The organism is Bosea beijingensis (assembly GCF_030758975.1).
Lineage (GTDB): Bacteria > Pseudomonadota > Alphaproteobacteria > Rhizobiales > Beijerinckiaceae > Allobosea > Allobosea beijingensis.
Window position 1 is genome coordinate 2,600,038 of record NZ_CP132359.1, and the last position, 26,323, is coordinate 2,626,360.

The 26,323-nt window shown below is 66.5% G+C and carries 25 protein-coding genes; 16 read left to right on the plus strand and 9 right to left on the minus strand.

Features of this window, described 5'->3' with window-relative positions:
* Nucleotides 1-90 precede the first annotated feature (90 nt).
* Both hrcA and Q9235_RS12540 read left to right on the plus strand, forming a co-directional pair.
* Nucleotides 91-1,176, plus strand: coding sequence for a heat-inducible transcriptional repressor HrcA (hrcA, locus tag Q9235_RS12535; RefSeq protein WP_306227743.1), 1,086 nt, complete (start codon nucleotides 91-93; stop codon nucleotides 1,174-1,176).
* Nucleotides 1,177-1,265: 89 nt separating this feature from the next.
* Nucleotides 1,266-1,514: a DUF3297 family protein gene (locus Q9235_RS12540; RefSeq protein ID WP_257733185.1), complete on the plus strand. Its 249-nt coding sequence runs from the start codon at nucleotides 1,266-1,268 to the stop codon at nucleotides 1,512-1,514.
* A 147-nt stretch (nucleotides 1,515-1,661) separates the two neighbouring features.
* On the opposite strand, the gene Q9235_RS12545 is transcribed toward Q9235_RS12540, so the two are convergent.
* Both Q9235_RS12545 and Q9235_RS12550 read right to left on the minus strand, forming a co-directional pair.
* Nucleotides 1,662-2,198, minus strand: coding sequence for a GNAT family N-acetyltransferase (locus Q9235_RS12545; RefSeq protein ID WP_306227745.1), 537 nt, complete (start codon nucleotides 2,196-2,198; stop codon nucleotides 1,662-1,664).
* Entirely contained in the window at nucleotides 2,195-2,794 is a 600-nt protein-coding gene (locus Q9235_RS12550) for a helix-turn-helix domain-containing protein (protein WP_306227746.1), read from the minus strand. The genes Q9235_RS12545 and Q9235_RS12550 overlap by 4 nt, the downstream gene beginning before the upstream one ends.
* A gap of 242 nt (nucleotides 2,795-3,036) precedes the next feature.
* Between Q9235_RS12550 and lepA the strand changes: the two genes are divergently transcribed.
* A complete protein-coding gene (gene lepA / locus Q9235_RS12555) occupies nucleotides 3,037-4,842 on the plus strand; it encodes a translation elongation factor 4 (RefSeq protein ID WP_306227748.1) in 1,806 nt (601 codons plus the stop codon).
* A gap of 193 nt (nucleotides 4,843-5,035) precedes the next feature.
* Here lepA and Q9235_RS12560 read toward each other — a convergent pair whose 3' ends face one another.
* On the minus strand, nucleotides 5,036-5,371 hold the full coding sequence (locus Q9235_RS12560; RefSeq protein ID WP_306227750.1) for a GIY-YIG nuclease family protein: 336 nt from the start codon (nucleotides 5,369-5,371) through the stop codon (nucleotides 5,036-5,038).
* A 160-nt stretch (nucleotides 5,372-5,531) separates the two neighbouring features.
* On the opposite strand from Q9235_RS12560, the gene Q9235_RS12565 reads away from it, so the two are divergent.
* The 9 genes from Q9235_RS12565 to tam all read left to right on the plus strand — a co-directional run bounded on the left by Q9235_RS12565 (nucleotide 5,532) and on the right by tam (nucleotide 13,784).
* Nucleotides 5,532-5,738, plus strand: a complete 207-nt coding sequence (locus tag Q9235_RS12565) for a CsbD family protein (protein WP_199086832.1) — start codon at nucleotides 5,532-5,534, stop codon at nucleotides 5,736-5,738.
* 128 nt (nucleotides 5,739-5,866) lie between these two features.
* Nucleotides 5,867-6,613 (plus strand): SDR family NAD(P)-dependent oxidoreductase, encoded by a 747-nt coding sequence (locus Q9235_RS12570; RefSeq protein ID WP_306227751.1) that lies wholly within the window; start codon nucleotides 5,867-5,869, stop codon nucleotides 6,611-6,613.
* Nucleotides 6,614-6,621: 8 nt separating this feature from the next.
* Nucleotides 6,622-7,839 carry an acyl-CoA dehydrogenase family protein gene (locus Q9235_RS12575; RefSeq protein ID WP_306227752.1) on the plus strand — a complete coding sequence of 406 codons (1,218 nt, stop codon included), beginning with the start codon at nucleotides 6,622-6,624 and terminating at the stop codon, nucleotides 7,837-7,839.
* A gap of 4 nt (nucleotides 7,840-7,843) precedes the next feature.
* Nucleotides 7,844-8,881: a phosphotransferase family protein gene (locus Q9235_RS12580; RefSeq protein ID WP_306227754.1), complete on the plus strand. Its 1,038-nt coding sequence runs from the start codon at nucleotides 7,844-7,846 to the stop codon at nucleotides 8,879-8,881.
* A 175-nt stretch (nucleotides 8,882-9,056) separates the two neighbouring features.
* Nucleotides 9,057-10,193, plus strand: coding sequence for an ABC transporter substrate-binding protein (locus tag Q9235_RS12585; RefSeq protein WP_306227755.1), 1,137 nt, complete (start codon nucleotides 9,057-9,059; stop codon nucleotides 10,191-10,193).
* Between the two features lie 35 nt (nucleotides 10,194-10,228).
* Nucleotides 10,229-11,272, plus strand: a complete 1,044-nt coding sequence (locus tag Q9235_RS12590) for a FecCD family ABC transporter permease (protein ID WP_306227757.1) — start codon at nucleotides 10,229-10,231, stop codon at nucleotides 11,270-11,272.
* Nucleotides 11,273-11,275: 3 nt separating this feature from the next.
* The gene (locus Q9235_RS12595; protein ID WP_306227758.1) at nucleotides 11,276-12,061 is read left to right on the plus strand and encodes an ABC transporter ATP-binding protein; all 786 of its coding nucleotides are present in this window, start codon (nucleotides 11,276-11,278) and stop codon (nucleotides 12,059-12,061) included.
* 89 nt (nucleotides 12,062-12,150) lie between these two features.
* Complete coding sequence (locus tag Q9235_RS12600; protein ID WP_306227761.1) at nucleotides 12,151-12,945, plus strand: class I SAM-dependent methyltransferase; 795 nt, start codon at nucleotides 12,151-12,153, stop codon at nucleotides 12,943-12,945.
* Between the two features lie 53 nt (nucleotides 12,946-12,998).
* Entirely contained in the window at nucleotides 12,999-13,784 is a 786-nt protein-coding gene (tam, locus tag Q9235_RS12605) for a trans-aconitate 2-methyltransferase (RefSeq protein ID WP_306227762.1), read from the plus strand.
* On the opposite strand, the gene Q9235_RS12610 is transcribed toward tam, so the two are convergent.
* From Q9235_RS12610 to Q9235_RS12635, 6 genes are all read right to left on the minus strand, one after another.
* A complete protein-coding gene (locus Q9235_RS12610; protein ID WP_306227763.1) occupies nucleotides 13,785-14,891 on the minus strand; it encodes a siderophore-interacting protein in 1,107 nt (368 codons plus the stop codon). It abuts the gene before it with no gap.
* 11 nt (nucleotides 14,892-14,902) lie between these two features.
* Nucleotides 14,903-16,015 carry an ABC transporter substrate-binding protein gene (locus Q9235_RS12615; RefSeq protein ID WP_306227764.1) on the minus strand — a complete coding sequence of 371 codons (1,113 nt, stop codon included), beginning with the start codon at nucleotides 16,013-16,015 and terminating at the stop codon, nucleotides 14,903-14,905.
* Nucleotides 16,012-16,851: an alpha/beta hydrolase gene (locus Q9235_RS12620; RefSeq protein WP_306227765.1), complete on the minus strand. Its 840-nt coding sequence runs from the start codon at nucleotides 16,849-16,851 to the stop codon at nucleotides 16,012-16,014. Before Q9235_RS12620 ends, Q9235_RS12615 begins: the two co-directional genes overlap by 4 nt.
* An 8-nt stretch (nucleotides 16,852-16,859) precedes the next feature.
* Entirely contained in the window at nucleotides 16,860-19,052 is a 2,193-nt protein-coding gene (locus Q9235_RS12625; protein WP_306227767.1) for a TonB-dependent siderophore receptor, read from the minus strand.
* Nucleotides 19,053-19,216: 164 nt separating this feature from the next.
* On the minus strand, nucleotides 19,217-20,083 hold the full coding sequence (locus Q9235_RS12630) for a helix-turn-helix transcriptional regulator (RefSeq protein ID WP_306227768.1): 867 nt from the start codon (nucleotides 20,081-20,083) through the stop codon (nucleotides 19,217-19,219).
* 107 nt (nucleotides 20,084-20,190) lie between these two features.
* A complete protein-coding gene (locus Q9235_RS12635) occupies nucleotides 20,191-20,769 on the minus strand; it encodes a cupin domain-containing protein (protein WP_306227769.1) in 579 nt (192 codons plus the stop codon).
* A 325-nt stretch (nucleotides 20,770-21,094) separates the two neighbouring features.
* Here Q9235_RS12635 and Q9235_RS12640 point away from each other — a divergent pair, with 325 nt between their 5' ends.
* Genes Q9235_RS12640 through Q9235_RS12655 form a run of 4 tightly spaced genes read left to right on the plus strand, consistent with a single transcriptional unit; the run spans nucleotide 21,095 to nucleotide 26,254 of the window.
* Complete coding sequence (locus tag Q9235_RS12640) at nucleotides 21,095-22,741, plus strand: amidohydrolase (protein WP_306227771.1); 1,647 nt, start codon at nucleotides 21,095-21,097, stop codon at nucleotides 22,739-22,741.
* A gap of 15 nt (nucleotides 22,742-22,756) precedes the next feature.
* Entirely contained in the window at nucleotides 22,757-23,698 is a 942-nt protein-coding gene (locus Q9235_RS12645; protein ID WP_306227773.1) for an ABC transporter permease, read from the plus strand.
* Nucleotides 23,698-24,621, plus strand: a complete 924-nt coding sequence (locus Q9235_RS12650) for an ABC transporter permease (protein WP_306227774.1) — start codon at nucleotides 23,698-23,700, stop codon at nucleotides 24,619-24,621. Before Q9235_RS12645 ends, Q9235_RS12650 begins: the two co-directional genes overlap by 1 nt.
* Nucleotides 24,622-24,664: 43 nt before the next feature.
* The gene (locus Q9235_RS12655) at nucleotides 24,665-26,254 is read left to right on the plus strand and encodes an ABC transporter substrate-binding protein (RefSeq protein ID WP_306227775.1); all 1,590 of its coding nucleotides are present in this window, start codon (nucleotides 24,665-24,667) and stop codon (nucleotides 26,252-26,254) included.
* The last annotated feature ends 69 nt before the right edge of the window (nucleotides 26,255-26,323 follow it).

Here is a 26,323-nt window from a genome sequence, read left to right on the forward strand (position 1 = left end):
CGGGCGAGGCACGAGCAAGGACGCCCCTTGATCCCCGCGCTTTGCATGACGACAATAGGACGAGAACGACGGTTCGCCTGAAAAAGGTTCATGAGCGCCCATACGCCCCGCCCCGAGACGATGAGCAGCCTGGTCGAGACCGACCAGCGCTCGCGCGAGATCTTTCGCCAGATCGTCGACGGCTATTTGACGACGGGTGAGCCGGTCGGCTCGCGCAACATTGCCCGCCTGCTGCCGATGGCGCTCTCGCCCGCGACGGTGCGCAATGTCATGACCGATCTCGAAATGGCCGGGCTGATCTACGCGCCACACACCTCCGCGGGGCGCCTGCCCACCGAACGGGGCCTGCGCTTCTTCGTCGATGCGATGATGGAGGTCGGCAACCTCACGGCCGATGAGCGCGCGCGCATCGAGGCCCAGATCAGGGTTGCCGCCAGCAACCGCAATCTCGACCAGACGCTGACCGAAGCCTCGGCGCTGCTGTCCGGCCTGTCGCGCGGCGCCGGCGTCGTCGTCACCACCAAGGCCGATGTCCGGCTGAAGCATATCGAGTTCGTCCGGCTCGATCCGGCCCGCGCTCTGGTCGTGCTCGTGTCCGAGGACGGCACGGTCGAGAACCGCCTGCTGGCGCTCCCGGCCGGCTTGCCGGCCTCGGCGCTGAGCGAGGCCGCGAACTTTCTCAACGCCCGTATCCTCGGCAAGACGCTTGCCGAACTGCGCGGCGAGATCGGCGGGCAGCGCGCCCTGATGGAGCGCGAGCTTGATGCGCTGACGGCCCGCCTCGTCGAAAGCGGCATCGCGACCCAGGCCGGCCCCGGCAGCGACCGCCATCTCATCGTGCGCGGCCAGGCCAACCTGCTCGACGATCTCCGCGCGCAGGAGGACCTCGAGCGCATCCGCATGCTCTTCGGCGATCTCGAGACACAGACCGACGTCATCGACCTGCTGACGCGGGCCGAGGATGGCGACGGCGTGCGCATCTTCATCGGCTCGGAGAACAAGCTGTTCTCGATGTCGGGCTCCTCGATGGTCGCCGCGCCCTTCCGCGACGCCGAGCAGCGCATCGTCGGCGTCGTCGGCATCATCGGCCCGACGCGCCTGAACTATGCCCGCATCGTGCCGATGGTCGATTACACCGCCAAGGTCGTCGGCCGCCTTCTGGACGGCAGCCGCTAGGCCGGCCTCAAGGCCCTGAGTTGGCTTTGCCGGCGGAAGCGGCTATCGAGCGGGCAAAGCAACACTTTTCCAGTCTAGGTGCGAGACCCATGTCCGAGCAGCTTCCCGACCGTCTTTCCGTCAATCCGGACAGCCCTTTCTACAATGAAGAGGTGTTGGCCCGCGATATCGGCATCCGCTTCAAGGGCGTCGAGAAGACCAATGTCGAGGAGTACTGCGTCTCCGAAGGCTGGGTGAAGGTCTCCGCCGGCAACGCCAAGGACCGTTTCGGCCGCCCGATGACGATCACGCTCAAGGGCCCGGTCGAGCCTTACATCCGCGGCAAGGTCGAGGGTTGAGCCCCTCCTGTCATTCCGGGGCTTCGCGTAGCGAAGAACCCGGAATCCACGACCGGGCGAGCGGCCAGCCGTTGGATCTCAAATGCCCCACCCAGTCGTGGTTTCCGGGTTCACGCCTGCGGCGTGCCCCGGAATGACAAGGGTGGTTCAAGCCAGGCTCTTGTAGAAGAACGTCGAGCCGCAATCGGCTCCGTCCGGCATCAGCGCATAGCGCGGGATGGTTCCGGCTTCGGTCCAGCCCAGCCGGTTGTAGAGCCGCCGCGCAGCGCCGTGCTCGTCGGTGTCGAGCACGAGGAGGTCGCGGCTCTTCTCACGCGCGATCGTCTCGGCCCGCTGCATCAGCGCCTCGCCGATGCCCTGCCGGCGGGCCCGCGAATGCACCAGCACCTTGGCGATCTCGGCCCGGTGCGGCTGGTTCGATTTGCCGATCAGGTGAAGCTGGGCCGTGCCGACGAGGCCGTCCTCGTTCCGCGCGGCCAGCAGGACGATCTGCCCGCCCGCGACGCCCGTCGCGACATCGCGCCAGAAGCGCTCGTAGTCGGCCGTCGTGTTCCAGTCCATGAAGCCGACCGAAGCACCGCTGGCGACGCTGTCGCGCAGGATTTCGGCCAGTGCCGGAACGGCCGCCTCGGCAGCCTTGGCGTCGAGCGTTTCGATGGCGACGGTGAAAGCGCGCGCATTCATGCGATATGTCCCGGGAAGGCGCCACTTTTCGCAGCGAGGATGACAGCGTAGCGGACGGGCGCGTCGCCCGGATTGCGGTAGACGATCGGGCCGCGCAGATGCATCTGCAGGCAGTCGCCCTCGGCAAGCTCGTGGCGGATACCTTCGACGGTCAGGTCCAGCCTCCCCCGCAGCACCCAGATCTGCTGGTCGAGCACTGGGGCACCGGTCGCGTTGTCGAGCCTGACCTCGGCACCGGCCGGCAACTCCACCTCGACGATCTCGAAGCCCGAGCCCGTCCCGCGCGGCGAGACGTTACGGCGCAGATAGCCGCTCGCCGGATCGCGCCAGACCGGCTGAGTCTTCAGGCGCGCCAGCGGCCCGCTTCCTGCATCCTCCTCCAGCAAGGCCGAGAGCGAGAGGCCGAGCCCGGAGCCGAGCCGGACCAGCAGGGCCGCCGTCGGGCTCGATTCGCCGCGCTCGACGCGCGAGATCATCGCCCGGCTGACGCCGCTGCGCTCGGCAAGCGCGTCGAGCGTCAGCCCCTGGCGCTGGCGGGCCGCCTTGAGGCGCTGCCCGAGCACGCGGTCGATCTCGGTGTCATGTTCAAACTCCATGAATGGAGAATAATTCTCAGATATTGGAATTTGCAAGCTGCATTTGCTATCGGCGTGAACCTCGTCGTCATCCAGGGCTTGACCCGGGATCCATCGGAGGGCTCCGGAGCTCAACGATGGATCCCGGATCTCCACTTCGCTCCGTCCGGGATGACGAAGTGATTCCAGGAAAAACGCCCCTGAGCGGTGCTCAACCGGGTCAACCGCTTGGCGCCAAGCGGCATCACTGCTATGGCGCGCGCATGAGCACCCGTTCCATCGACAATATCCGCAACTTCTCGATCGTTGCCCATATCGACCACGGCAAGTCGACGCTGGCCGACCGTCTGATCCAGCAGACCGGCACCGTCGCCGCCCGCGACATGAGCGACCAGATCCTCGACTCGATGGATATCGAGAAGGAGCGCGGCATCACCATCAAGGCGCAGACGGTGCGGCTCGACTACCGGGCCAAGGACGGCAAGGACTATGTCCTGAACCTGATGGACACCCCCGGCCATGTCGACTTCGCCTATGAGGTCTCGCGCTCGCTCGCGGCCTGCGAGGGTTCGCTCTTGGTCGTCGACGCCTCACAGGGCGTCGAGGCGCAGACGCTTGCCAACGTCTATCAGGCGCTCGACGCCAACCACGAGATCGTCACCGTCCTCAACAAGATCGACCTTCCGGCCGCCGAGCCGGAGCGGATCAAGCAGCAGATCGAGGACGTGATCGGGCTCGATGCCTCCGAAGCCGTGCCGATCTCGGCCAAGACCGGCCTCAATATCGAGGGCGTGCTGGAGGCGATCGTCGAGAAGCTGCCGGCCCCGATGGGCGATCCCGATGCGCCGCTCAAGTGCCTGCTGGTCGACTCATGGTACGACGCCTATCTCGGCGTCGTCGTGCTGGTGCGCGTCATCGACGGTGTGCTTAAGAAGGGCATGACGATCCGGATGATGCGGGCCAATGCCTCCTATGGCGTCGATCGCGTCGGCGTGTTCAAGCCCAAGATGACTGAGGTCAAGCAACTCGGCCCCGGCGAGGTCGGCTTCTTCACCGCCTCGATCAAGGAGGTCGCGGATACGGCCGTCGGCGACACCATCACCGACGAGAAGAAGCCGATCGCGGAACCGCTGCCGGGCTTCAAACCGGTGCAGCCGGTGGTGTTCTGCGGCATCTTCCCGGTCGATGCCGCAGATTTCGAGGTGCTGCGCGCCGCGATGAGCCGGTTGCGCCTGAACGACGCCTCGTTCTCCTATGAAATGGAGACTTCGGCCGCGCTCGGCTTCGGCTTCCGCTGCGGCTTCCTCGGGCTGCTGCATCTGGAGATCATCCAGGAGCGGCTGGAGCGCGAGTTCAACCTCAACCTGATCTCGACCGCGCCTTCGGTGGTCTACCACCTCAAGCTGCGCGACGGCACGACGCTCGAACTGCACAACCCGGCCGATATGCCGGACGTGATGAAGATCGAATTCATCGAGGAGCCCTGGATCAAGGCGACGATCTTCACGCCGGACGAATATCTCGGCTCCGTCCTGAAGCTCTGCCAGGACCGCCGCGGCATCCAGACCGACCTGTCCTATGTCGGCTCGCGCGCCAAGGTCGTCTACGACCTGCCACTGAACGAGGTGGTGTTCGACTTTTACGACCGGCTGAAGTCGATCTCGAAGGGCTATGCCTCCTTCGACTACGCGATCACCGATTATCGCGAGGGCGACCTCGTGCGCATGTCGATCCTGGTCAATGCCGAGCCCGTCGATGCGCTCTCGATGCTGGTCCATCGCTCGCGCGCCGATGCCCGTGGCCGCGCCATGTGCGAGAAGCTCAAGGAACTGATCCCGCCGCATATGTTCCAGATCCCGGTCCAGGCCGCGATCGGCGGCAAGATCATCGCCCGCGAGACCATCCGCGCGCTGCGCAAGGACGTCACCGCCAAGTGCTATGGCGGCGACGCGACCCGCAAGCGCAAGCTTCTGGAGAAGCAGAAGGAAGGCAAGAAGAAGATGCGGCAGTTCGGCAAGGTCGAAATCCCGCAGGAAGCCTTCATCGCCGCCCTCAAGATGGACGATTGAGCGGCGCAGCCGCGCGATTCTGAGTCACAACCCCTCTTGTCATTCCGGGGCTTCGCGAAGCGAAGAACCCGGAAGCCACGACTGGGTGAGCGGCTCGCAATGGCGCCTTGAATGTCTCACCCGGCCGTGGGTTCCGGGTTCGCGCCCATGGCGCGCCCCGGAATGACAAGGGTAGCGACCGCAAATTGAGTGCCTAGAGCGCCTCCGCACCGAGCTTCGCCTGCCAATGGGCGAGGCGCTCCTTCAGCACGCGGTCCAGCACATAGGCGATATCCTCGTCTTCCAGCCTTTCCAGCGCCTCGAAGCGGAAGGCCTCGGGGCCATGCGCGTTCCAGGCCGCCTGCAGCGAGCGCTGACGGTGGCTGCCATGGCGCAGCGTGAAGCGCAGCCGGTTCTCGATCGTCGAAAGATCGGGCGCCCGTCCGACCCATGTCAGGCCGGCCGCCTCGCAATGGAAGGCGAAGATGCCCGTTACCGTTTTCCGTTCCTTATAGGCGGCGGTCGCCGCCTTCCTGTCCGCGATCTGCATCGGTGCTGTCCATCTGTTCGATGGCTGCTCCAATAAGACCCGGATTTTAATAAGGCAAGATTTATATCCGGGTAATTTTTGAAGGGCCGCATTTCCGGATGAACAATCGTGGTGCCGGCGCGTTGTTTTAGGGAATCCACACTCGCATGAGGAGGTCCCGATGGACTGGAACCGCGTCGAAGGAAACTGGAAACAGCTCAAGGGCAAGGTGAAGGAGCAGTGGGGCAAGCTGACCGATGACGATCTCGACGTCATCGCCGGCAAGCGCGATCAGCTCGAAGGCAAGATTCAGGAGCGCTATGGCCTCGCCAAGGATAAGGCGACCAGCGATGTCGACGCCTGGTACGGCCGCCAGACCTGGCAGTGACCAGCCCGTCAATCGGCGGAGATGAAACAGGGAGCCCCGGCGTTCGCGCTGGGGCTCTTCGACGTTTGGGCGCCTTGATCGCTGGCGGCAACCGGCCGAGACTTGGGCGGTTCGAAGCGGGATGCCTGATGTTCGAGGATCTTTCGGGGAAGAGCGCTCTGGTGACGGGAGCCTCTGGCGGGCTGGGGTTGCATTTCGCCAAGCTCCTCGCGCGCCATGGCGCCGAGGTCACGCTCGCAGCCCGCCGGCAATCTGCATTGGATCAGGCCGGCGCAGAGATCGCCGCAGCCGGCGGTAACGCAAAGCATCTGGTGTTGGACGTGGCTGACGCCGCCTCGATCGCGAAAGCTCTTGCCGGACGGCATTTCGACATCCTGATCAACAATGCCGGTGTCAGCGGCGCCGGGCCGGCCGCCGATCTTTCCGAAGCGGATTGGGATGCGGTGCTCGACACCAATCTCAAGGGCGTCTTCCTCGTCGCCCAGGCCGTAGCGCGCGGCATGCGCGAAGCCGGCCGAGGCGGAAGCATCGTCAACATCGCCTCGATCCTCGGCCATCGCGTCGCCGGTGGCGTCAGCGCCTATGCGGCCTCGAAGGCGGGCGTGATCCAGTTGACCAAGGCGCTCGCGCTCGAATGGGCGCGAGACCGCCTCCGCGTCAACGCGCTCTGCCCCGGCTATATCGAGACCGACATCAACCGCGATTTCTTCGCGACCGAAGCCGGCTTGAACCTGATCAGGCGCATCCCGCAGCGAAGGCTCGGCCAACCGGAGGAACTGGACGGCGCCTTGCTGCTGCTTGCATCGAGCGCCGGCAGCTACATCACCGGCTCCACCATCGAGGTCGATGGCGGCCACCTCGTTTCGTCCTTGTGAGCACGCCCATGGATTTCGAGATTTCCCCCCGCATCGAGGATTATCGCGAGCGGATCGCCGTCTTCGTCGAACGCGAGATCCTGCCGCTCGAAGCGGACCGGGCCTCTTACGACGCTCACGGCAATATCGCGCTGCCCCTGCTCGATACCGTCAGGGCCAAGGCGCGTGCCGCGGGGCTCTGGTGCCTGCAGCTCAAGCCGGAGACAGGCGGCGTTGGCCTCGGCAAGATGGGCATGGCGGTTTGCTACGAGGAGATGAACCGCTCGATCTTCGGGCCGGTCGTCTTCAACTCGGCCGCGCCTGACGACGGCAACATGATGGTGCTGGAGGCGCTCGGCACGCCCGAGCAGAAGGAGCGCTGGCTGAAGCCGATCGTCGAAGGCAGGGTCCGCTCCGCCTTCGCCATGACCGAGCCGCATCCGGGCGGCGGTTCCGATCCCTCGATGATCCAGACCAGGGCCGAGCGTCGCGGCGACACGTATGTCGTCAGCGGCCGCAAATGGTTCATCACTGGTGCGGAGGAGGCGAAGCACTTCATCCTGGTCGCCCGCACCTCGGACGATCCGCGCAACGGCCTCACCGCCTTCCTCTTCCATGCCGACCAGCCGGGCTGGCGCATCCTCCGCCGCATCGAGATCATGGGGCCGGAGGAGCATGGCGGCCATTGCGAGATCGAGTTCGACGGCTTGGAAATCCCCGTCGAGAACGTGCTGGCAGGCGAAGGCAAGGGCATGAAGGTGACGCAGGTCCGTCTCGGGCCGGCGCGTCTGACCCATTGCATGCGCTGGCTTGGTCTCTCGAAGCGCTGCATCGAGATCGCACAGGCCTATGCCGCCGAGCGCTACGGCTTCGGCCAGCGCCTCGCCGATCGCGAGAGCATCCAGCTCAAGCTCGGTGACCTCGCCATGCGCATCGAGATCGGCCGCCTCTTGGTGATGAAGGCGGCCTGGGAGCTCGATCGCGGTGGCTTCGCCCGCAAGGAAGTCTCGATGGCCAAGGTCCAGGTCGCCAATGTCCTGCACGATGCTGCCGACGTCGCGATCCAGGTCAATGGCGCGCGCGGCTATTCCAAGGACACCGTGCTCGAATGGATCTATCGCTATGCCCGGCAGGCGCGATTGGTCGACGGCGCCGACGAGGTCCACAAGATGGTGCTGAACCGCTTCCTGACGCAGGAGGGCCGGGATTTCTGGCACTGGCCCGTGGCCGGGCAAGCGCAGGGCTGAGGCGATGGCAGCGCCCGCGCTCGCCGCTATCGATTTCGATCCGGCCGCCCTGACAAACCTTCTGCGTGCGCAGTTCGGCACCGGCGAACTCGTGCTCGAACGCATCGGCGGCGGCCAGTCCAACCCGACCTATTTCGTCGATTGGGGAGCGCGCCGCCTCGTCCTGCGCAAGCAGCCCAGCGGTCCGATCCTGCGCGGCGCCCATGCGATCGACCGCGAGTTTCGGGTGCTTGAGGCATTGTCACAGACGAATGTGCCGGTGCCGCGCGCGGTGCTCTTTCACGCCGATCCCGAGCCACTCGGCACGCCCTTCTACCTGATGGAGCGATTGGAGGGCCGCGTCTTCCACGATTGCGCCTTGCCGGGCCTGGAGCCGGCCGAGCGGCGAGGCCTCTATCTCGGCATGGCCGAGGCGCTGGCGAAGCTCCATGCGGTGCGGCCTGATGAGGTCGGCCTCGGCGATTTCGGCCGGCCGGGCAATTATTTCGAGCGCCAGATCGCGCGCTGGACCAGGCAGCTCCGGGAATCGTCCGGCGAACCGATCCCGGATCTGGACGCCGTTGCCGGCTGGCTGCCGGCGCATCTGCCTGCGGACGACGGCCATGTCTCGATCGCCCATGGCGATTTCCGGCTCGGCAACCTGCTGTTCCATCCCGAAAAGCCCGAGGTGATCGGCATTCTCGACTGGGAATTGTCGACGCTCGGCCATCCGCTCGCCGATCTCGGCTATTGCGCCATGCCCTGGCATACGGCGCCGGACGAATATGGCGGCATCCTCGGGCTCGACCGTGCCGCGCTGGGTATCCCGACCGAGGCCGAGTTCCTCGCGCATTACCATGTCCATGCCGTGCCGACGGCGCCGCTCCTGCGCTTCCATCGCGTCTTCGCGCTGTTTCGCTTCGCGGTGATCTTCGTCGGCATCGCCGACCGGGTTCGCTCAGGGACGGCTGCCGCGGCCAATGCGGCCGAGGTCGCGCCCCTGGCTCGGCGCTTCGCCTTACGGGCGCGTGAGGCGATGGAGGGGCCTGATCGCCTCGGTTGAATGCAAGACGACGACAGGATTCGCGATAGCAGTGACTTCGCTGCTCGATATTACTCTCAATGAATTCTAGAATAGACATAATTTAGATCGATTCAAAACAAGCAGAATTGCTTTGCCGTCCCAAGACGGGCTGTGTTAGCGCGAGGGCATCTTCCCCCGGCAGGATGCTCTTCCGATGCCCGCTCCCCTTTGGCTTGCCCGTCTGTCTTCCGCTGTCCTGTTCGGCGCGTCCGTGCTGTTTGCAGGCGCTGCCTCCGCCGAGACGATCGAGGTCACCGATCTCGCCGGCCGTGTCGTCAACGTCACGCGCGATCCCCAGAAGATCGTGCTCAGCGAGGGCCGCCAGCTCTATACGCTGGCGATGCTGGATCGCGAGGACCCGTTCAAGCGCGTCGTCGGCTGGGGCAACGATCTGATCGAGAACGATCCGGGCGCCTGGCAGAAATACCTCGCCAAGTTCCCGAAGGCCAAGGATGTCGCGAACATGGGCAACCCCTATGCCGCCGATGTCAGCATGGAGAAGATCGCCTCGCTCGGCACCGAGGTCTACATCCTCGACCTCTCCAACTACTTCAAGGCGCAGGAGACGGGCCTGCTCGCCAAGCTCGAGAAGGCTGGCATCACCACCGTCTTCGTCGATTTCCGCCAGGACCCGACCCAGAACGTGCTGCCGAGCGTGCAGCTTCTCGGCCGCATTCTCGGCCGGGAGAAGGAAGCTAACGCCTTCGCCGACTATTACATGCGCCAGACCCGCAGCATCTATGCCCGCGTCGGCGCGATCCCCGACAAGCAGAAGCCGATGGTCTTCGTCGAGCGCGCCGCCGGCCTGCTGCCCTGCTGCGCCACCTTCGGCCCGTTCAATTTCGGCCGCTTCATCGAGGAATCCGGTGGACGCAACTGGGGCAGCCAGTTCTTCACCGCCTTCCAGGCGCAGGCCGCGCAGGAGAAGGTGCTCGCCGACAACCCGGATATCTATTTCCTCACCGGTGCCAACTGGTACGGCAGCAATCCCGGCAGCAACGCGGTTGCCCTCGGCTATGACGCGACGCCGGAGCAGGTTCAGAAGCAATTGGTGGCGCTGATGAACCGGCCCGGCTTCCAGCAGCTCAAGGCCGTGCAGGGCAAGAAGGTCATGGCCTTCTACCATCAGTTCTACGACATGCCTTATTACTTCATCGCCGAGCTCGCCATGGCGAAGGAGTTCTATCCGGACCGCTTCAAGGACGTCGATCCGGAGGCGGTCTTCAAGGAATTCCACGAGAAATTCCTGCCGATCCCCTATTCCGGCGTGTTCTGGGCCAAGCTCCAGTGAAGGCGGCCTGAGCGACGATGGCCGCGACCCTGCCCATGACGGCAACAGCCACCGGGGACTATCGCCGGCGCAACGCGCGCCGGCTGAAGCTCGTCCTCCTCGGCGTCGTCGCACTCGCCGTCGCGCTGGCGCTCGACGTTTCGATCGGCCCCGGCAACCTGCCGCTCGGCGACGTCCTGCGCACCCTGGTCGATCCTCAATCGGCCACGCCCCGCCTTTCCGTCATCGTCTGGGATCTGCGCCTGCCGATCGCGCTGATGGCGATGGCGGTCGGCGCCATGCTGGGGCTCAGCGGCGCCGGCATGCAGACCATTCTCGCCAATCCCTTGGCCGATCCTTTCACGCTCGGCGTCTCCGCCGCCGCGACGGTCGGTGCCTCCGTGGCGATCGTCTTCGGCTGGAGCGTCATCCCCGGCGCCGGCCCCTATATCGTGACGGCCAATGCCTTCGTCTTCGCGCTGGCGGCCTCGCTGGTTTTGTTCTTCATGACCAAGCTGCGCGGCGTCAGTGCCGAGACCATGATTCTGGTCGGCATCGCCCTGCTCTTCACCTGCAACGCCGTTACCGCCCTGCTGCAATACCGCTCCAACGAGGTGCAGCTCACCCAGATCGTGTTCTGGACGCTGGGCAGCCTCGCCCGCGCGAGCTGGGAGAAGGTCGGCGTCGCCGCGCTCCTGATCGCGCTTGCCCTGCCGTTCTTCCTGATGCGCGGCTGGGCGCTGACGGCGCTCCGCCTCGGCGACGAGCGTGCCGAGAGCCTCGGCGTCCGCGTCGACCGCCTGCGGCTGGAAATCCTGGTCGCGACCTCGCTGCTCGCCGCCGTCTCGGTCTCCTTCGTCGGCGGCATCGGCTTCATCGGCCTCGTCGGCCCGCATATCGCGCGGCTGCTGGTCGGCGAGGACCAGCGCTTCTTCCTGCCGACCGCGACGATCGCCAGCGCCGTGCTGCTTTCGCTCGCCTCGACCGTCTCGAAGGTCATCACGCCGGGCGTGATCTATCCGATCGGCATCATCACGGCGCTGATCGGCGTGCCCTTCTTCATCAGCCTGGTGATGTCGATCCGCGGACGGGGAGTCTGAGCGATGGCGCTGCTGATCCGCGATCTCGACTTCCGCTATGGCACGACGCCGGTCCTGCAGGGGCTCGGCACGGAGGCCCTGCCACGCGGTGAACTCGCCGCCTTGGTCGGCCCCAACGGCTCCGGCAAGTCGACCCTGTTCCGCTGCGCCGCCGGCCTCTTGCGTCCCGAGCGCGGCATGGTGGCGCTCGACGGGCACGACCTCTCGGCACTCTCCCAGCGCGAGCGTGCCCGCAAGGTCTTCTATCTCGCGCAGGATACCGGCGCGCGCGTCGCGCTTTCGGTCTTCGACATCATCCTGCTCGCCCGCAAGAGCCTGCATCGCGGCTATGCACTGGCGGCCTCGCCCGAGGATACCCGTGCCGTCGAGGCGGTGATCGCGGAGCTCGGCCTTTCGCCTTTCGCCTCGCGCGATATCGCCACGCTTTCCGGCGGCCAGCGCCAGCTTGCGGCGATCGGCCAGGCGCTGGTGCGCGAGCCCGACGTCCTCCTGCTCGACGAACCGACCAGTGCGCTCGACGTGCGCCGCCAGCTCGACGTCATGGCGACGATCCGCGAGGCGACGCGCCGGCGCGACATCGTCACCGTCGTGGCGATCCACGATCTCTCGCTGGCGGCCCGCTTCGCCGACCGGGTGCTGGTGATGAATTCAGGGCGCATCGCGCAAGCGGGTGCCCCTGCGGATGTACTTGCGCATGAGGCGGTCTCGGAGACATATGCGGTCGGCGTGCATCTCGAGCGTTCGGCCCGGGGCACGCTTCTGGTCGAGCCCTATATCCAGGTTCACTGAAGTATTTTCGAGCGAAGTGGGTACTGGTTCGCGTCAAGAACCGAAGGTCCGCATCGGCGAATATGCGAGAAAGCAGAGTTCCTAGCGTCATGTCCGTACCTGCCTCGCATGACAATTTCACCCTGAAGGAAGAGATCCGCGCCTATTGGTCCGCGCGGGCCGAGAGTTTCGATCTCTCCTTCGGCCACGCGATCAAGTCGGATCGCGAACTGAAGGCCTTCCAGCGCCTGATCGGCGATTCCTTCGGCCCGCAGCCGCTCGACGTGCTCGACCTCGCCTGCGGCACCGGCGAGATCACGCGCGCCCTACTTTCGCTGAACCACCGCGTCACCGCGCTCGACTTCTCCGAGGCGATGCTGGAGCGCGCCCGTGCCAAGCACGGCAAGGCGGCCCGCTTCCGCCTCGGCGATGCCGAGCATCTGCTGGACGAGGACGCGAGCTACGATGCGGCGATCACCCGCCACCTCGTCTGGACCCTGACCGATCCGGAAGCCGCCCTCGCCGAATGGTTCCGTGTCCTGCGCCCCGGCGGCCGCTTGCTGGTCATCGATGGCGACTGGGTCAACCGCACGCGCTGGCAGGCGCTGGTCAATCGCTTCGGCACCTGGCTGCGCGAGAAGCGCGGCGCGGCCGTCCACCAGATCGACGCCGACACCCATGCCTCGATCACCAGCCGCTTCTATTTCAAGGACGGCCTGAGCCGTCAGCACCTCGAGGCAATGCTGACCGCCGCCGGCTTCGTCGACATCGTCCCGGCCGATTACCATCAGGTCGTGCGCGAGCAGCAGCGCGCCGCCCCCCTGCATGACGCGATCAGGCTGGCCTCCTCGACCCGTTTCGCCCTTCTTGCGAGCAAGCCTGCGGACGCCGGCGTTTCGCGCTAGAAGAGATCGATAGCCCGCTGCTCCCGGCGCGGGTTGCGAGACAGGAGCCAGCGATGAACGCCAAGCCGGATTGGGACGCCGCGCAATATCTGCGCTTCGAGGACGAGCGGACGCGGCCCTCGATCGACCTGCTCGCCCGCGTGCCGCTGAGCGCGCCGAAACGCTGCATCGATCTCGGCTGCGGCCCCGGAAATAGCACGGAACTGGTCGCCGCGCGCTATCCCGATGCCGTCAACGAAGGCCTCGATTCCTCGCCGGACATGCTGGAGAAGGCGCGTAAGCGCCTGCCGAACCTCTCCTTCGTCCTCGGCGACGTGAACACTTGGGCCGATGCGACGGGCTACGACGTGATCTTCGCCAATGCCGTGCTGCAATGGCTGCCGGACCATGCCGCGCTGTTCCCGCGCCTGGCGCGCTCGCTGACGTCAGGCGGCTGCCTTGCCGTGCAGATGCCGAACAATCTCGACGAGCCCTCGCATGTCGCGATGCGCGAGGTCGCGGCCGATGGCCCTTGGGCGGAGAAGCTCGCGAACGCCAAGGCCGAGCGCGCGACGATCGGCTCCTTCGGCGACTACCGGCGCTGGCTCGGTGAGACCGGCTGCCGCGTCGATATCTGGCAGACGACCTATGTCCATGCGTTGGCCAATCTCGAAGCGATCGCCGAGTGGTTCAAGAGCACCGGCCTGAAGCCCTATCTCGACCGCCTGTCGGTCGAGGAGCAGCAGGGCTTCATCGCCCGCTATCTCGAACGCATCGCGCCGCATTATCCCGTCGAGAGCGACGGGAAGGTGCTGCTGCGCTTCCCGCGCCTGTTCGTGGTTGCGGTGCGCGAGGGCTGATCAGCCCTTCGCGGCTTCAGCCTTCTTGGCGGCGACATGTTCCTCGTCGGAGGCTCCGGTGCGCCAGTAGCTGACGACGAGGCTCTGGTCGCGCTCGGGCCTGAGCATGCCGCGCGAAGCCACCCGGATCGCCTTGAACGCGGCGTGCTCAGCAGCAGCCCAGAGATAGGTCGCTGGGCCGTCCGCCGGCCAGTCGACCGTCGCGAAGGCATCCTGCAATAGCGGCAGGCTGCCCGGCGCGGCGTCCCCGCGATGCAGCCAGGCTAACACCACCCTGGGCGGGTGGCGCAGGGGCTGTTCCTCGCCAGCATCGGCGACTTCGATGAAGACCTGGCCCACGGCTTCGGCCGGCAGGTTCTCCAGCATCCGCGCCACGGCCGGCAAACCGGTCTCGTCGGCGAGGAAGACATAGCGCTCGGCCGGCTTGAGCCCGCGCCCGCCGGGGCCTGCCATGCCGATCCTGTCGCCGGCCTTGGCCCGGAAGGCGAAGGCCGAGCCGGGGCCGGCATCCTCATGCAGCACGAAATCGAGCGCGAGCGTGCCGGCAGTGACGTCGATCTCGCGGATCGTGTATTTGCGCACCAGCGGCCGGGTTTCGGCTGGCGAGGGCAGCAGCAGCCCGTCGTCGCCGACCATCGGCCAGCTCGGTTCGCTCACGCCGACTGGCGGGATGAACAGGCGCACATGCAGCGCGTCGATATGGTCGTAGCGCGCGAGATTTTCGCCCTTGAAGCGGATGCGGGCCATATGCGGCGTGATCCGCTCGACGGCGGTGACCGTCAGGATGCGGAATTCGGGCGGCAGGGCGGGGCCGGTGCCGTCGCCGGTCCAGCGCATCTCCGGCGTGGCGTCCTTCGGGGCGAATTCGATGACGTGGCTGGCGATGGCGCGCTTCATGCCGAGCAGGGTGGAGAGGTCGGGCGCCTCGACATGGACATCGAGCGCGGCTGTCGTGAGCTCGATCCGCGCGCGGCTGCCATCAAGCGCGATGATCGTTGTCCCGCCCTGCTCGGTGATGACGGCCTCATGCTCGACGAGATGTTCGCAGAGCGGCTTCAGGACATCAGCCGGGTTGGCGAGCGCGATCCGGGTCGAGGTGGCCAGCATGAGGGTCTCCGTCAAGGCTTAGGCTGCGCCGCGATCCAGAGCGTCCCGTCGAGCGGGATCGCCGAGAAGCGGGCGCCCTCGGCAAGCGTCGCGGCGGGGTCGATATCGGCGAAGCGCTCCGGGTGGAGCCATTTCGCGAGGACCTCGATCGCGACGACATGCAGCGGGGTATCGTTGAACAGGTGCCAGAAGCCGAAGGCGCGGCGTTTCTCGATGGCGCTGAGCATCCTGAGCGTCGGCGTGCCGAGGAGTTTGGCGAAGCTCGCGGCTGCGTCCGTCTCGCCGACGCCGAGGCCGAGCACGAGCCCGCCGAGCTTGGCGAGATGCGTGCCGCCGGTCGCGATATAGACGTCGGGATCGGCGCCGATGAGCTGTTCGAGCCCGATCTGCCCGGTTGCGCCCGGCAGCATCGCGGCGGCGATATTGCGCCCGCCCGCAGCGTCGATGAAGGCGTTGAACGTGCCTTGCCCGGCCGTCATGCAGCAATCGTAGCCGCCGGCATGGGCATGGATGAAGACGGAGGGGCGTTTCGCATCCGCGACCCGGCTCGCGATCCGCTTCATGCGGTTCTCGTAAAAGGCGATCAGCCGCTCGGCGTGTTCCTGGCGGCCGGTGAGGATGCCGAGCGCCCGGAGGCTCGGCACGGTGTCGCGCAGCGGCTCCAGGAAGAAATCGACGACTGCGACGGGAATGCCCGCCGCTTCCAGCTTCTCGACGAGATCGCCGGGGCCGCGGCGCGTGCCGGCGAGTGACTTGCTGAGCACGACGAGATCGGGCCCGAGCGCGATCGCTTGTTCCAGCGAGAAGCCGGCGGCCGTGCCGCCGTCGCCGACCAGCGGAAGTTCGTTGATGGCCGGGAAGCGCGCCCGGTAGCGGGCGAGCCCGTCGGGGTTCTGGCGTTCGAGATCGCTGCCCCAGCCGGCGAGGATGCTGACCGGGTCGGGATGGATCAGGCCGAGCGCGTTGAGCTGCCGCCCCTGCGCCAGCACGATGCGTTTCGCCGGGGCAGCGAGCTTGACGGTGCGGCCGAGCACATCGATCGCGACGACCGGGTCGGCAGCCAGGGCCGGCAGCACGGGCAGGCTCAGGCCGGCCAGGATCAGCGAACGTCTGTCGATCGTCATGCGGCAGCCGCCTTGTCCTGGGCCGTGCCGGCGAGCGCGAAGGCCACGCTGCGCGAGAGCATCGATGGGATCACCGAGACATGGTTCTCGCCGGGAAATTCGGTGAAGTCGCAGGCGACGTGGCCTGAGGCAGCCAGGCGCTCGGCCATCTCGGCGGCATTGTCGCGCATCCGCGCCTGCGCGAGCCGTTCGGCACGTTGCGGGGTGACGGCGAGCGTGGGGGCCTGCTCGTGGCTGCCGACCGTGATCAGAAGCCGCCCGGCAGGGCCGGAGCCGCCACGCCGGAAGGCTTCCTCGCTCGTAAGAATGGCGCGGTCCTGCCACCAGATCGAGGGGCTGCCGGCGACGAGGGACTCGAACAGGCCGGGCCGGGTGAACAAGGTGTGCAGCACGAACAGCCCGCCATAGGAATGGCCGGCAAGCGCGCGCCGTGCCGGATCGAGCGGAGCGATCTCGGCGACAGCCGGCAGCACCTCGTCGACGATCATGTCAAGAAAGCGATCGGCCCCGCCGGGGACCGGCAGCAGGTCGCGCTGGCGCCGCTCGGCATCGAAGGGCCGCTCATTGGGATAGCCGATCCCGATCACGACGGCAGGGCCGACACCGGTCGCCTCGGGACGTTGCGCCTGCAGGCGGGCGGCTGTGGCGGCCACCGGGAACAGGGCATGGCCGTCGACCAGCACGAGGCAGGGAAAGCCGCGTGCCGGAGCGGGGCAATCCGGCACGGAGATCAGCAGCCGGTAGCGCGACCCGTCCCGCGCCTCGAAGTCGCGCTGCCAGGCCTGCGGCAGCGTGACGGGAGCGAGGCCGATGTCGGGACGGTTTTCCGGCTGCATCGGCGACCTCACCAGCGATAGGACAGCGTCGCGAGGACCGTGCGGCGCAGGCCGAAGGAGCACTGCGTCGTGCCGTAGCAGCCGGAGATATACTCCTTGTCGAACAGGTTCTGGGCGTTGACCTGGACCTTCCAGCCCTTGAGCGCCGGGCTGGCCGCCGCCAGATCGTAGCTGATCGCGGCATCGACAAGCGTGTAGGCCGGCGTCGAGAAGGTGTTGCCGGGATCGCCGGCGCCGCCGCCGACATAACGCACGCCCGCGCCGAGACCGAGGCCCGAGAGCACGCCCGTCCGGAAGGTGTAATGTCCCCAGAGCGCGGCGGTGTGGCGCGGCACCACCGGCGGGCGCTTGCCGAGGTCGACGCCGCCACTCTTGGTCACCTCGGCATCGGTATAGGTATAGGCCGCGACGAGATCGAGATTGTCGAACACGGTCGCGCGCGCCTCGACCTCGACGCCGCGGGCGCGAATCTCGCCGGTCTGGATCTGGAAGGTCGGGTGAGCAAGGTCGGCCGTCGGAACGTTGGTCTGGGTCAACTGGTAGATCGAGGCCTGCAGGAAGGCCGTGGTGCCCGGCAGTTCGTATTTGAAGCCGGCCTCGTACTGCTCGCCTTCGGTCGGCTTGAACGGCGTGCCGCCGAAGGCCGTACCGGCTTGCGGCTCGAACGAGGTCGAGTAGCTGGCATAGGGCGCGAAGCCGTTGTCGAAATTGTACATCAGCGCGACGCGCCCGGTGCGCGCCGTATCGTCCTGCTTGGTCAGGATGCCGGTGCTCAGCGCGCGGGTGCGGGCCTCGGCCCGGTCGAAACGACCGCCGACGAGCAGCGAGAGGCGGTCGAGCTTGATCTGATCCTGCAGATAGATGCCGTACTGCGCGGTGGTCTGGGTGGTGCGCGGCACGGCCGGCAGCACGAAGGGCAGGCGCCCGTAGATCGGGTTGGTGAAGTCGAGCGACTGCACCGTGCCGCCGGCGCCGGTCGCGGCCTTGGCATCGGTCCAGTAGCCGTCGACGCCAAACAGGACCTTGTGGGTCAGCGGTCCGGTGCGGAAATCGGCCTGGATCTGGTTGTCGATGCCGGCCGTGCGGGCATGCTCGTTCGAGATCGTGGCCCGGCGCGTCAGCGTCTTCTGGTCGGCCGCGATGCCGCCGACCGCGACGGTGCGGTTGCGCGATTCCAGGTCGGAGATGCGGACGTTCTGGCGGAAGGTGAAGATGTCGTTGAAGCGGTGCTCGAAGGCATAGCCGAGATTGGCCTGGTTGCGGCTATAGCCCTCGAAACGCGGCTCGCCCGGGAAGAATTCGCTGCGGATGCGGCCGGCGCGGCTCGGCAGCACGGTGCCGACCGCCGGGATGAAGCCGTAGAAGCCGGTCTCCGGGTCGCGCTGGAACGAGGCCATCAGGGTGAAGCTCGTCGCGCCGTTCGGCCGGTAGGTCAGCGAGGGCGCGATGAAGATGCGCTCCTCGCGGGTATAGTCGACCTGCGTGTCGGCCGCCCGGCCGAGGCCGACGACGCGGTAGAGCCAGGTCTTCTGCGGATCGATCGGCCCGCCGAAATCGAAGGCCATCTGGGCGCGCTCATGGCTGCCGAACTGGAGCTGTACCTCGCCGTGGCGCTCCTCCTTCGGCCGCTTGCTGACCATGTTGACGATGCCGCCGGGCTTGACCTGCCCGAACACCACCGAGGACGGGCCGCGCAGCACCTCGACCCGCTCCAGCCCCCAGGACTCGTAGGTCGGTACCAAGAAGTTGATGCCGCGCTGGTAGCGCAGGCCGTCGAGATTGTTGACGAAGCCGGCCGTGCCGCCCGAGCCGCCGAAGCCGCGGATGAAGACGCTGTCATAGCGCCCCATCGAGAGGCGGGTCTCGCCGAGCACGCCAGCGGTGTAGCGCAGCGCCTGGCTGACATTCTGCGCACCCTGGTCGTCCATCTGGTCGCGGGTGACGACGGTGACCGACTGCGGCGTCTCCATGATCGGCGTGTCGGTCTTGGTCGCGGTGTCGCTGCGGCGCGCGACATAGCCGTTGACCGGGCCGCTGGCGCGCTCGCCCTGGACCTCGATCGTATCGAGGCCGATCGCGGTGCCCGCGGGCTGTGCCTGGGCGCCTTGTGCCAGCGCCGTGCCTGCTCCGCCGGCGACGAGCGCGGCCAATGCCACGCCGGCCTGCCACATTGCGCGATTGCTGCCGTTGATCCCGATCATGCCTATATTCCTGCCCCTGGCGCCTGCGCGCCCTCGTCTGCGGGGTTCTTTCAGGAAGGCTGCCAGGCCGGCAACGCGCTTGGCTTTCGATCGCGGCAGTATTTCTTTCGGTCGCGTTTCGAACGCGTCCAAGCAAGAACGGCAGGGCGGATTCAAGGCGTGAATCAGCGCAGGGCGCTGGGCGCGATGCCGAAACGCTTACGGAACAGCCCGGAAAAATGCGCCGGGCTGTAGCCGACCTGGAAAGCGGCGACCGCGACGCTGGCTTCCCCGCTCGCGATCAGCGCATAGGCTTGCTGCAGGCGCTGCTCCTGCAGGTACTCGAAGACGCTGGCGCCGAACTCGGTGCGGAACGCGGAGGTGAGCTTGGTCGGGTTGAGCCCGCTTTCGCGCGCGAGCTCCGCCAGGCTCAGAGGCTCCTGCAAGGTTTCGAGCAGGCGGTCGCGCGCGGCATGGACCTGCTCGCGCAGGCGCGGGCTGAGCCGGGCCGGGCGGACGGGCCGCTCTCCAAGCATGCGGTCGAGCACCAGCGCGCCGAGCTCCAGCGCCTTGCCGGCGAGGTAGAGCGGGCGCAGCGCTTCGCCGACCGGGCATTCCGCCATCTGCAGCGCGAGCGAGCGGATCGGCGCATCGGCCGGGCGCACCCAGAAGCCGGCATCGTCGGAGCAGGCGAGGCGCGCGGCCTTGGCGACATCCGCCCCGAACTCACGTGCGACGAAATCGAAATCGAACTGCATCAGCGCGCAGCGCAGCGCGCCATCGGCGAGGCCGGTGCGCTGCTGCATATGCTCGCCGCCATTGGCGGCGACGAGGACGGTCGGCCCGTCCAGCAGCACGGCCGGGCGATCGTCGAGCTCCAGCGCCTGCCGGCCTTCGAGCATGACAGCGACCTTCAAGCCCGGCCGCATCGGGCCGACGATCCGCTCGCCTTCCTGGATCAGGAAGGTGCCGGCGGAGAGCGAGAGATTGCGCGAGAACAGCTCCAGGCTCGTGGCAGATTTCTGTACGGGGCTGGAACTGGCGTGCATCATGACCTCTGATGAGAGGCGACGCTTACTCGGTTGCGGTGTAAAAATCAAATAATATCAATAATTTAAATAGATTCTAAGTTGGCATCGCAGGGCCGCGCCGTGACCGTTCAAAGATAAGGCGGCGTGCAGGCGCTGACCACGATGCAGCGTTCCGTCCCGATATTGCGGTAGCGATGCGGGATGCGGCTGTCGAAGAGATAGGCATCGCCCGGTTTCAGCACCTTGACCTGATCGCCGACGGTGATCTCGAGCTCGCCCGACAGCACCACCCCGCCCTCATGGGATTCGTGCTTGAGCATGGCGGCGCCGGTATCGGCGCCGGGATCGTAGGATTCGTGCAGGATCTGCAGGTTGTGGGCCTGGGCGTCGCCGACCTGGCGGAAGGACATCTGGCCGCGGCTCTCGCCGCCATTGACCTGGTGCAGGCGCGAGGTCAGGTCGAGCAGGTCCGAGGCCTCGAAGAACACCTTGTCCCGCGGCGTCCGTTCCTCGTCAAAAAAACTCACCATCGTCATCGGGATGCCGCCGAGAATCTTGCGCAGCGACGCGACAGAGGGACTGTTCCGGTTCTGCTCGATCAGCGAGATCAGGCTATGGGTCACGCCGGATCGCGCTGCGAGTTCGCGCTGGGAAAGCCCGGCTGCGACTCTGATTTCCTTCAGCCTTCCGCCGACGTCAAAGCTCATGGCCGTTCCATTTCCCTCTTCCGCGCGCCTTGTTTTTCCTGCGCGTCATGCAGGGGCCGGCTGCTCGGCGGCCCTTGCCATGTTCAATATTCTGAGCAATGCTGGCGGAAAGCCAATAAGAAAATAGTGTCATGGGGAACCGGCGGAGTGGCATAGTTTTCGCGTTCAAAGCTCACCGCCCAGACTAAATCCCCCATTCGATACGACAGGGCTGCATGAACGCGCGTCGTCGCGTGCATGGCACGGGAGATGCTTGCCGAAGACTATCGCCGCGCCAATGCCTCGTGACGAGAATTCAACAGGGAAAGCAGGGTAATCCGGGCCGATGACGCAAGCCGAGACCGTTTTGTTGAATGGCCGCATCTTCTGCGGCTTGGCGGAAGGCTTCGTCGAAGCCCTCGCGATCGGAGATGGCAAGGTGCTGGCGGCCGGCCCGGCCGCCGAGATCGTCGCCCTGCAGGGGCCCGCGACGAGGGTTGTCGACCTCGCCGGCCGCGTCGCGATTCCCGGCCTCAACGACGCGCATATGCATCTGCTGCCGCTCGGTCTCGCCATGAGCGAGGTCAATCTGCGCCCCGAGGAAGGCGTCAACAGCATCGACGAGATCCTGCGTCGCATCGCTGCTGCCGTTAAGGGCAAGAAGCCCGGCGAATGGGTCACCGGCCGCGGCTACGACCATAACGAACTCGCCGAGGCCCGCCACCCCACCGCCGAGGAGCTCGACCGCGTCGCGCCCGACAACCCCGTCTATATCAAGCGCACCTGCGGCCATGTCGGCGTCGTCAACGGCCGCGCCATGGCGGCGGCCGGCATCGGCCACAACACGCCGAGCCCCGATGGCGGCCTGATTGAACGCCGCGACAACAAGCTCACCGGCCTGCTGGCCGAAAGCGCGATGCGGCTGATCGTCCAGGCGATGCCGAAGCCGAGCCAGGCGGAGCTGAAGGCTGCGATCGAGAAGGCCGGTCACTACATGCTGGCGCAGGGCTTCACCAGCGTGATGGATGCCGGCGTCGGCATGGGCGCCGGCATGGCCGAGATCGAGGCTTACGAGGCGGTCGCGCGCGCCGGGACGCTGCCGGTCCGCACCTGGGTCTGCATCTACGGGAATGCGGATGGGATCGGTGACGAGGCCCACGCGGCCGGCTACCGTTTCGGCCGCGAAACCGGCCTCCTGCGCTACGGCGCGATGAAGGTCTTCGGCGACGGTAGTGCCGGCGGTCTGACCGCCGCGATGAGCGAGCCCTACCTCGTCGGCGATCCCGATAATCGCGGCATCTTCATCTATTCCGATTCCGACATGCATCGCTATCTCCGGCACTACCACGAGCTCGGCTACCAGCTCGCGATCCATGCCATCGGCGACGCGGCGATCGAGCAGGTGCTCTCCGGCATCGAGAAGGCCGACAGCCCCGAGCATCCGATCAGGGGCCGCCGCCATCGCATCGAGCATTGCGGCTTCCTGACCGACGGCCAGCTCGCCCGCATGGCCGCTGCCGGCATCGACCCGGTGCCGCAGCCGGCCTTCATCTACGAGTTCGGCGATCTCTATGTGATCAATCTCGGCGAGGAGCGCGCCGGCGCCTCCTATCCCATGCGCAAATGGCTCGATGGCGGCCTGCACGCTGCGGCGAGCTCGGACGCCCCGGTCTGCGCCACCGACCCGTTCAAGAACCTCTTCACGATGGTCACCCGCCAGACCAAGCGTCATACCGAGATCGGCGGCGCCGAGAAGCTGAGCATGGAGGAGGCGGTGCATGCCTATACCTTGCTCGGCGCCTATACCCAGTTCGCCGAGGACAAGCTCGGCCGGCTGGTGCCGGGCCAACTCGCCGATATCGCCGTGCTCTCGCACGACATCTTCGCGATCCCCGTTGGCGAGGTCGAGAACGACGTGCGCTGCGACCTGACCCTGCTCGGCGGCGAGGTCGTCTTCGACCGGCACGGTCAATTCACGGCTGCCGCGCAATAGGTCGGGGCCTCCGCGATGCTCAAACATACGCTGCAAAGGCTGCTGCTGGTCCTGCCGGTCCTGCTCGGCGTGCTGCTGATCGGCTTCCTGTTGATGCAGGTCGTGCCGACCGATCCCGCGCAGGTCCGCGCCGGGCCGACCGCGACGCAGGACGTCGTCCAGGCCATCCGCCAGGAGCTCGGGCTCGACCAGCCGCTCTGGAAGCAGTTCGCGATCTATATCGGGCGCCTCGCGCAGGGCGATCTCGGCGTCTCCATCATCAACAACGTCCCGGTGACGCAGGAGCTGGGCAACACCATCGGCCCGACGCTGGAGCTGATGCTGGCTTCGCTGGTCTGGGCGATCCCGCTCGGCATGTTCCTCGGCACCGTCGGCGCCTATTACCGGGGCTCGCTGATCGACCGCGCGATCATGGCGGTCTCGGTTGCCGGTGTGTCGCTGCCGGTCTTCTTCCTCGGCCTCGGGCTGATCTGGCTCTTCGGCTTCTACTATCCGATCCTGCCCTTCACCGGCCGCACCGGCCCGCTCTGGACCTGGGAGGGCATCCAGGGGATCATTCTGCCGGCGATCACGCTGGGCGGGGTCTTCGTCGGCCCGGTCGCGCGCATGACCCGCACCTCGGTGCTCGACGAGCTTGGCGCCGACCATGTCCGCACCGCCCGCGCCAAGGGGCTCAGTGAGAGCAGGGTCGTGCTCCGTCACACCTTGCGCAATGCGCTGGTCCCGGTCGTCACGCTGATCGGCCTGCAGATTGGCTTCCTGCTCGGCGGTGCCGTCGTCACCGAGACTGTGTTCTCGTGGCCGGGCATTGGCCGGCTCGCGGTCGGCGCCATCCTGTCGAGTGACCTGCCGATGGCGCAGGGCACGATCATCATGCTCTCGCTTGGCTTCATCCTGGTCAATCTCGCGGTGGATGTCCTCTATGCCGTGCTCGATCCGCGCGTGAGGGGCACCTGATGAGCTCTCCCATGAAGCTCGAACGCGATGCGTTCCAGCCAGGCGCCAGGACGGTCGAGGCCGCGGTGAGCGTCGCCGCGGCCGCGCCCGTCCGCCGCAAGACCGTGCTGCGGATGCTGCTGTCCGATGTCGGCTCCTGCGTCGCGCTGGCGCTCGTCGTCCTCGCCGTGCTCGGCGCGACCTTCGCCCCCTGGCTCGCGCCGACCGATCCCTTCGGCAACGATCTCGCCAACACGCTGAAGCCGCCGGGCGAGATGGGCCTGCTCGGCACCGACGGGCAGGGGCGCAGCATGATCACGCGCCTGCTCTTCGGCCTGCGCACGAGCTTGCTGATGGGCCTCGCCTCCGTCGCCTTCGGCTGCACGATCGGCGGCGTCATCGGCTTCGCTGCCGCCTATTATCCAAAGGCGTCAGGCGTGCTGATGCGCTTCATGGACGTCCTCCTGTCGTTCCCGGCGATCCTGTTCGGTCTCGCCATCGCCGCGATCTTCGGCCCGGGCCTGCCGGCGGTGATCATCGCGCTCTCGATCGCGACCGTACCGCTGATGGCGCGCGTGGTGCGCGGCTCGGCGCTGGTCGTGCTGCAACAGGGCTATATCGAGGCGGCTCGCTCGCTCGGCCTGAGCGACCTGCGCATCATCATTCGCTATGTCCTGCCGAATTGCCTCTCGGCGATCTTCGTCTTCGTCACCTTGCGCTTCGGCCAGGTCATCCTGCTCGGCGCGGCCCTGTCCTTCCTCGGGCTGGGCGCCCAGCCGCCGACGGCGGAACTCGGGGCCATGGCGGCGGATGGCCGCAACTTCCTGTTCTTCGCGCCGCATGTCTCGGTCCTGCCGAGCCTGGTGATCTTCGCGGTCGTGCTCGCCTTCAACGTGCTCGGCGATTCCCTGCGGGACGCCCTCGATCCGAAGCTGCGCAAATAGCAGTCGATATCAACCAAGAAGCGTCAAAAAGGGGATTTGTTCGATGCTGAAACTCTCAACTCTGCTTCTCGCCGGCGCGGCCGCCGCGTCTTTCGCGGCCGTGCCCGCGGTCGCCCAGCAGAAGGCGCCGCTCTCGATCCTGCGCGTCATCGATGCCGACAACTACGACCCGATCCGCACCACCGCGACCGCGGCGGCCGAGGTCATGTACATGCTGGCCGACACGCTGGTGACGGTCGATTTCGACATGAAGACGATCAAGCCCGGCCTCGCCGAGAGCTGGACGGTCTCGCCCGAAGGCACGACCTACACCTTCAAGATCCGCAAGGACGTGAAGTTCTGCGACGGCCGGCCGATGACGATCGACGACGTCGTCTACTCGCTGAAGCGCTGGACCGACCCGGCCAACAAGTCGCCGGTCTCCTTCCGCGGCGGCCCGGTCAAGGACATCCGCGCCGATGGCGATTCCACGCTGATCTATGAGCTCAAGGAGCCCTACAGCGATCTGATGTTCCAGCTCGCCCTGTCCTTTGCCTCGGTGGTCGACAAGGCGATCGTCGAGAAGCTCGGCCCCAATTTCGGCGTCCAGGGCTTCAACGGCACCGGCCCCTATTGCTGGTCGAAATGGACCCCGCGCCAGGAGCTCGTGCTCAAGAAGAACCCGCATTATTCGTGGGGCCCGCCGATCTACAAGGACCCGAAGCCGCAGATCGACGAGATCGTCTGGAAGGTCATCCCCGAGTCGAACACGCTGATGGCCGCGATCCAGGCCAAGCAGGCCGACGTGACCTATTACATGCCCTATATCGCGCTCGACACGATGCAGCGCATCCCCGGCATGACCGTGCAGCGGCAGGAGAACTACATCTACGACGTCTTCATGGGCTTCAAGGTCGACAAGCCCGTGGCGAGCGACAAGGCCATTCGCGAGGCCGCGAACATGGCGACCAACAAGGAGGCGATCGCCAAGGCGATCTTCTTCGGCAAGGGGCAGACCCTGCCTTCGCTGCTGAACCCTGCGGTGGTCGACTACGACAAGTCCTCGGCCGACAAGATGCCGAAATATGACCCGGCCGGCGCCGCCAAGCTGCTCGACGCGGCCGGCTGGAAGCCGGGCAGCGACGGCATTCGCGAGAAGGACGGCCAGAAGGCGACCTTCACCGTCTATGGAATCCGCAACGACTCGAACCCGCGGATTGCCGAGGCGATGCAGGCGGATCTGCGCAAGGTTGGCATCGACATGAAGATCCAGCTCTGGGACGCCACCGTCGCCTGGGGCAAGCTGGCGACGCAGGAATTCGACGCCTTCCTGATGTCCTATCCCTATGTGACGGCGACGGAGGCGATGAGCCTCTATTTCCGCAGCCAGCAGGCTCCGACCCCTAACCGGATGAACTGGAAGGACCCCAAGACCGACGAGCTGCTCAAGGCTGCGTCGATGGCCACCGATGCGGACAAGCGCAAGCAGGCCCTGGCCGAGGTCCAGACCCAGCTCACCGAGGCGAATGTCTGGGTGCCCCTGGTCTCGCAGCCGCTCTGGGTCGTCGCGACCGACCGCGTCGAAGGCGCGCGCGCCCACGGTCTCTACGGAGCGGGCCTCTACAAAGGGCTCGACCTCAAGCTGAAGCGCTGAGCTTTTCCAGCGCCGCGTGGCCCCAGGCCACGCGGCGCTTTTTTCTATGTCTGGCTAGCTAGGGAGGAA

What these genes read in the sequence shown, in the direction of transcription:
- Q9235_RS12540 (WP_257733185.1), top strand. Translation starts at nt 1,266, where the DNA reads ATGTCCGAGCAGCTTCCCGACCGTCTTTCCGTCAATCCGGACAGCCCT.
- Q9235_RS12585 (WP_306227755.1), top strand. Translation starts at nt 9,057, where the DNA reads ATGCCCGCTCCCCTTTGGCTTGCCCGTCTGTCTTCCGCTGTCCTGTTC.
- lepA (WP_306227748.1), top strand. Translation starts at nt 3,037, where the DNA reads ATGAGCACCCGTTCCATCGACAATATCCGCAACTTCTCGATCGTTGCC.
- Q9235_RS12595 (WP_306227758.1), top strand. Translation starts at nt 11,276, where the DNA reads ATGGCGCTGCTGATCCGCGATCTCGACTTCCGCTATGGCACGACGCCG.
- Q9235_RS12570 (WP_306227751.1), top strand. Translation starts at nt 5,867, where the DNA reads ATGTTCGAGGATCTTTCGGGGAAGAGCGCTCTGGTGACGGGAGCCTCT.
- hrcA (WP_306227743.1), top strand. Translation starts at nt 91, where the DNA reads ATGAGCGCCCATACGCCCCGCCCCGAGACGATGAGCAGCCTGGTCGAG.
- Q9235_RS12625 (WP_306227767.1), bottom strand. Translation starts at nt 19,052, where the DNA reads ATGATCGGGATCAACGGCAGCAATCGCGCAATGTGGCAGGCCGGCGTG.
- Q9235_RS12575 (WP_306227752.1), top strand. Translation starts at nt 6,622, where the DNA reads ATGGATTTCGAGATTTCCCCCCGCATCGAGGATTATCGCGAGCGGATC.
- Q9235_RS12550 (WP_306227746.1), bottom strand. Translation starts at nt 2,794, where the DNA reads ATGGAGTTTGAACATGACACCGAGATCGACCGCGTGCTCGGGCAGCGC.
- Q9235_RS12560 (WP_306227750.1), bottom strand. Translation starts at nt 5,371, where the DNA reads ATGCAGATCGCGGACAGGAAGGCGGCGACCGCCGCCTATAAGGAACGG.
- Q9235_RS12565 (WP_199086832.1), top strand. Translation starts at nt 5,532, where the DNA reads ATGGACTGGAACCGCGTCGAAGGAAACTGGAAACAGCTCAAGGGCAAG.
- Q9235_RS12590 (WP_306227757.1), top strand. Translation starts at nt 10,229, where the DNA reads ATGACGGCAACAGCCACCGGGGACTATCGCCGGCGCAACGCGCGCCGG.
- Q9235_RS12640 (WP_306227771.1), top strand. Translation starts at nt 21,095, where the DNA reads ATGACGCAAGCCGAGACCGTTTTGTTGAATGGCCGCATCTTCTGCGGC.
- tam (WP_306227762.1), top strand. Translation starts at nt 12,999, where the DNA reads ATGAACGCCAAGCCGGATTGGGACGCCGCGCAATATCTGCGCTTCGAG.
- Q9235_RS12635 (WP_306227769.1), bottom strand. Translation starts at nt 20,769, where the DNA reads ATGAGCTTTGACGTCGGCGGAAGGCTGAAGGAAATCAGAGTCGCAGCC.
- Q9235_RS12600 (WP_306227761.1), top strand. Translation starts at nt 12,151, where the DNA reads ATGTCCGTACCTGCCTCGCATGACAATTTCACCCTGAAGGAAGAGATC.
- Q9235_RS12645 (WP_306227773.1), top strand. Translation starts at nt 22,757, where the DNA reads ATGCTCAAACATACGCTGCAAAGGCTGCTGCTGGTCCTGCCGGTCCTG.
- Q9235_RS12615 (WP_306227764.1), bottom strand. Translation starts at nt 16,015, where the DNA reads ATGACGATCGACAGACGTTCGCTGATCCTGGCCGGCCTGAGCCTGCCC.
- Q9235_RS12610 (WP_306227763.1), bottom strand. Translation starts at nt 14,891, where the DNA reads ATGCTGGCCACCTCGACCCGGATCGCGCTCGCCAACCCGGCTGATGTC.
- Q9235_RS12650 (WP_306227774.1), top strand. Translation starts at nt 23,698, where the DNA reads ATGAGCTCTCCCATGAAGCTCGAACGCGATGCGTTCCAGCCAGGCGCC.
- Q9235_RS12580 (WP_306227754.1), top strand. Translation starts at nt 7,844, where the DNA reads ATGGCAGCGCCCGCGCTCGCCGCTATCGATTTCGATCCGGCCGCCCTG.
- Q9235_RS12545 (WP_306227745.1), bottom strand. Translation starts at nt 2,198, where the DNA reads ATGAATGCGCGCGCTTTCACCGTCGCCATCGAAACGCTCGACGCCAAG.
- Q9235_RS12620 (WP_306227765.1), bottom strand. Translation starts at nt 16,851, where the DNA reads ATGCAGCCGGAAAACCGTCCCGACATCGGCCTCGCTCCCGTCACGCTG.
- Q9235_RS12630 (WP_306227768.1), bottom strand. Translation starts at nt 20,083, where the DNA reads ATGATGCACGCCAGTTCCAGCCCCGTACAGAAATCTGCCACGAGCCTG.
- Q9235_RS12655 (WP_306227775.1), top strand. Translation starts at nt 24,665, where the DNA reads ATGCTGAAACTCTCAACTCTGCTTCTCGCCGGCGCGGCCGCCGCGTCT.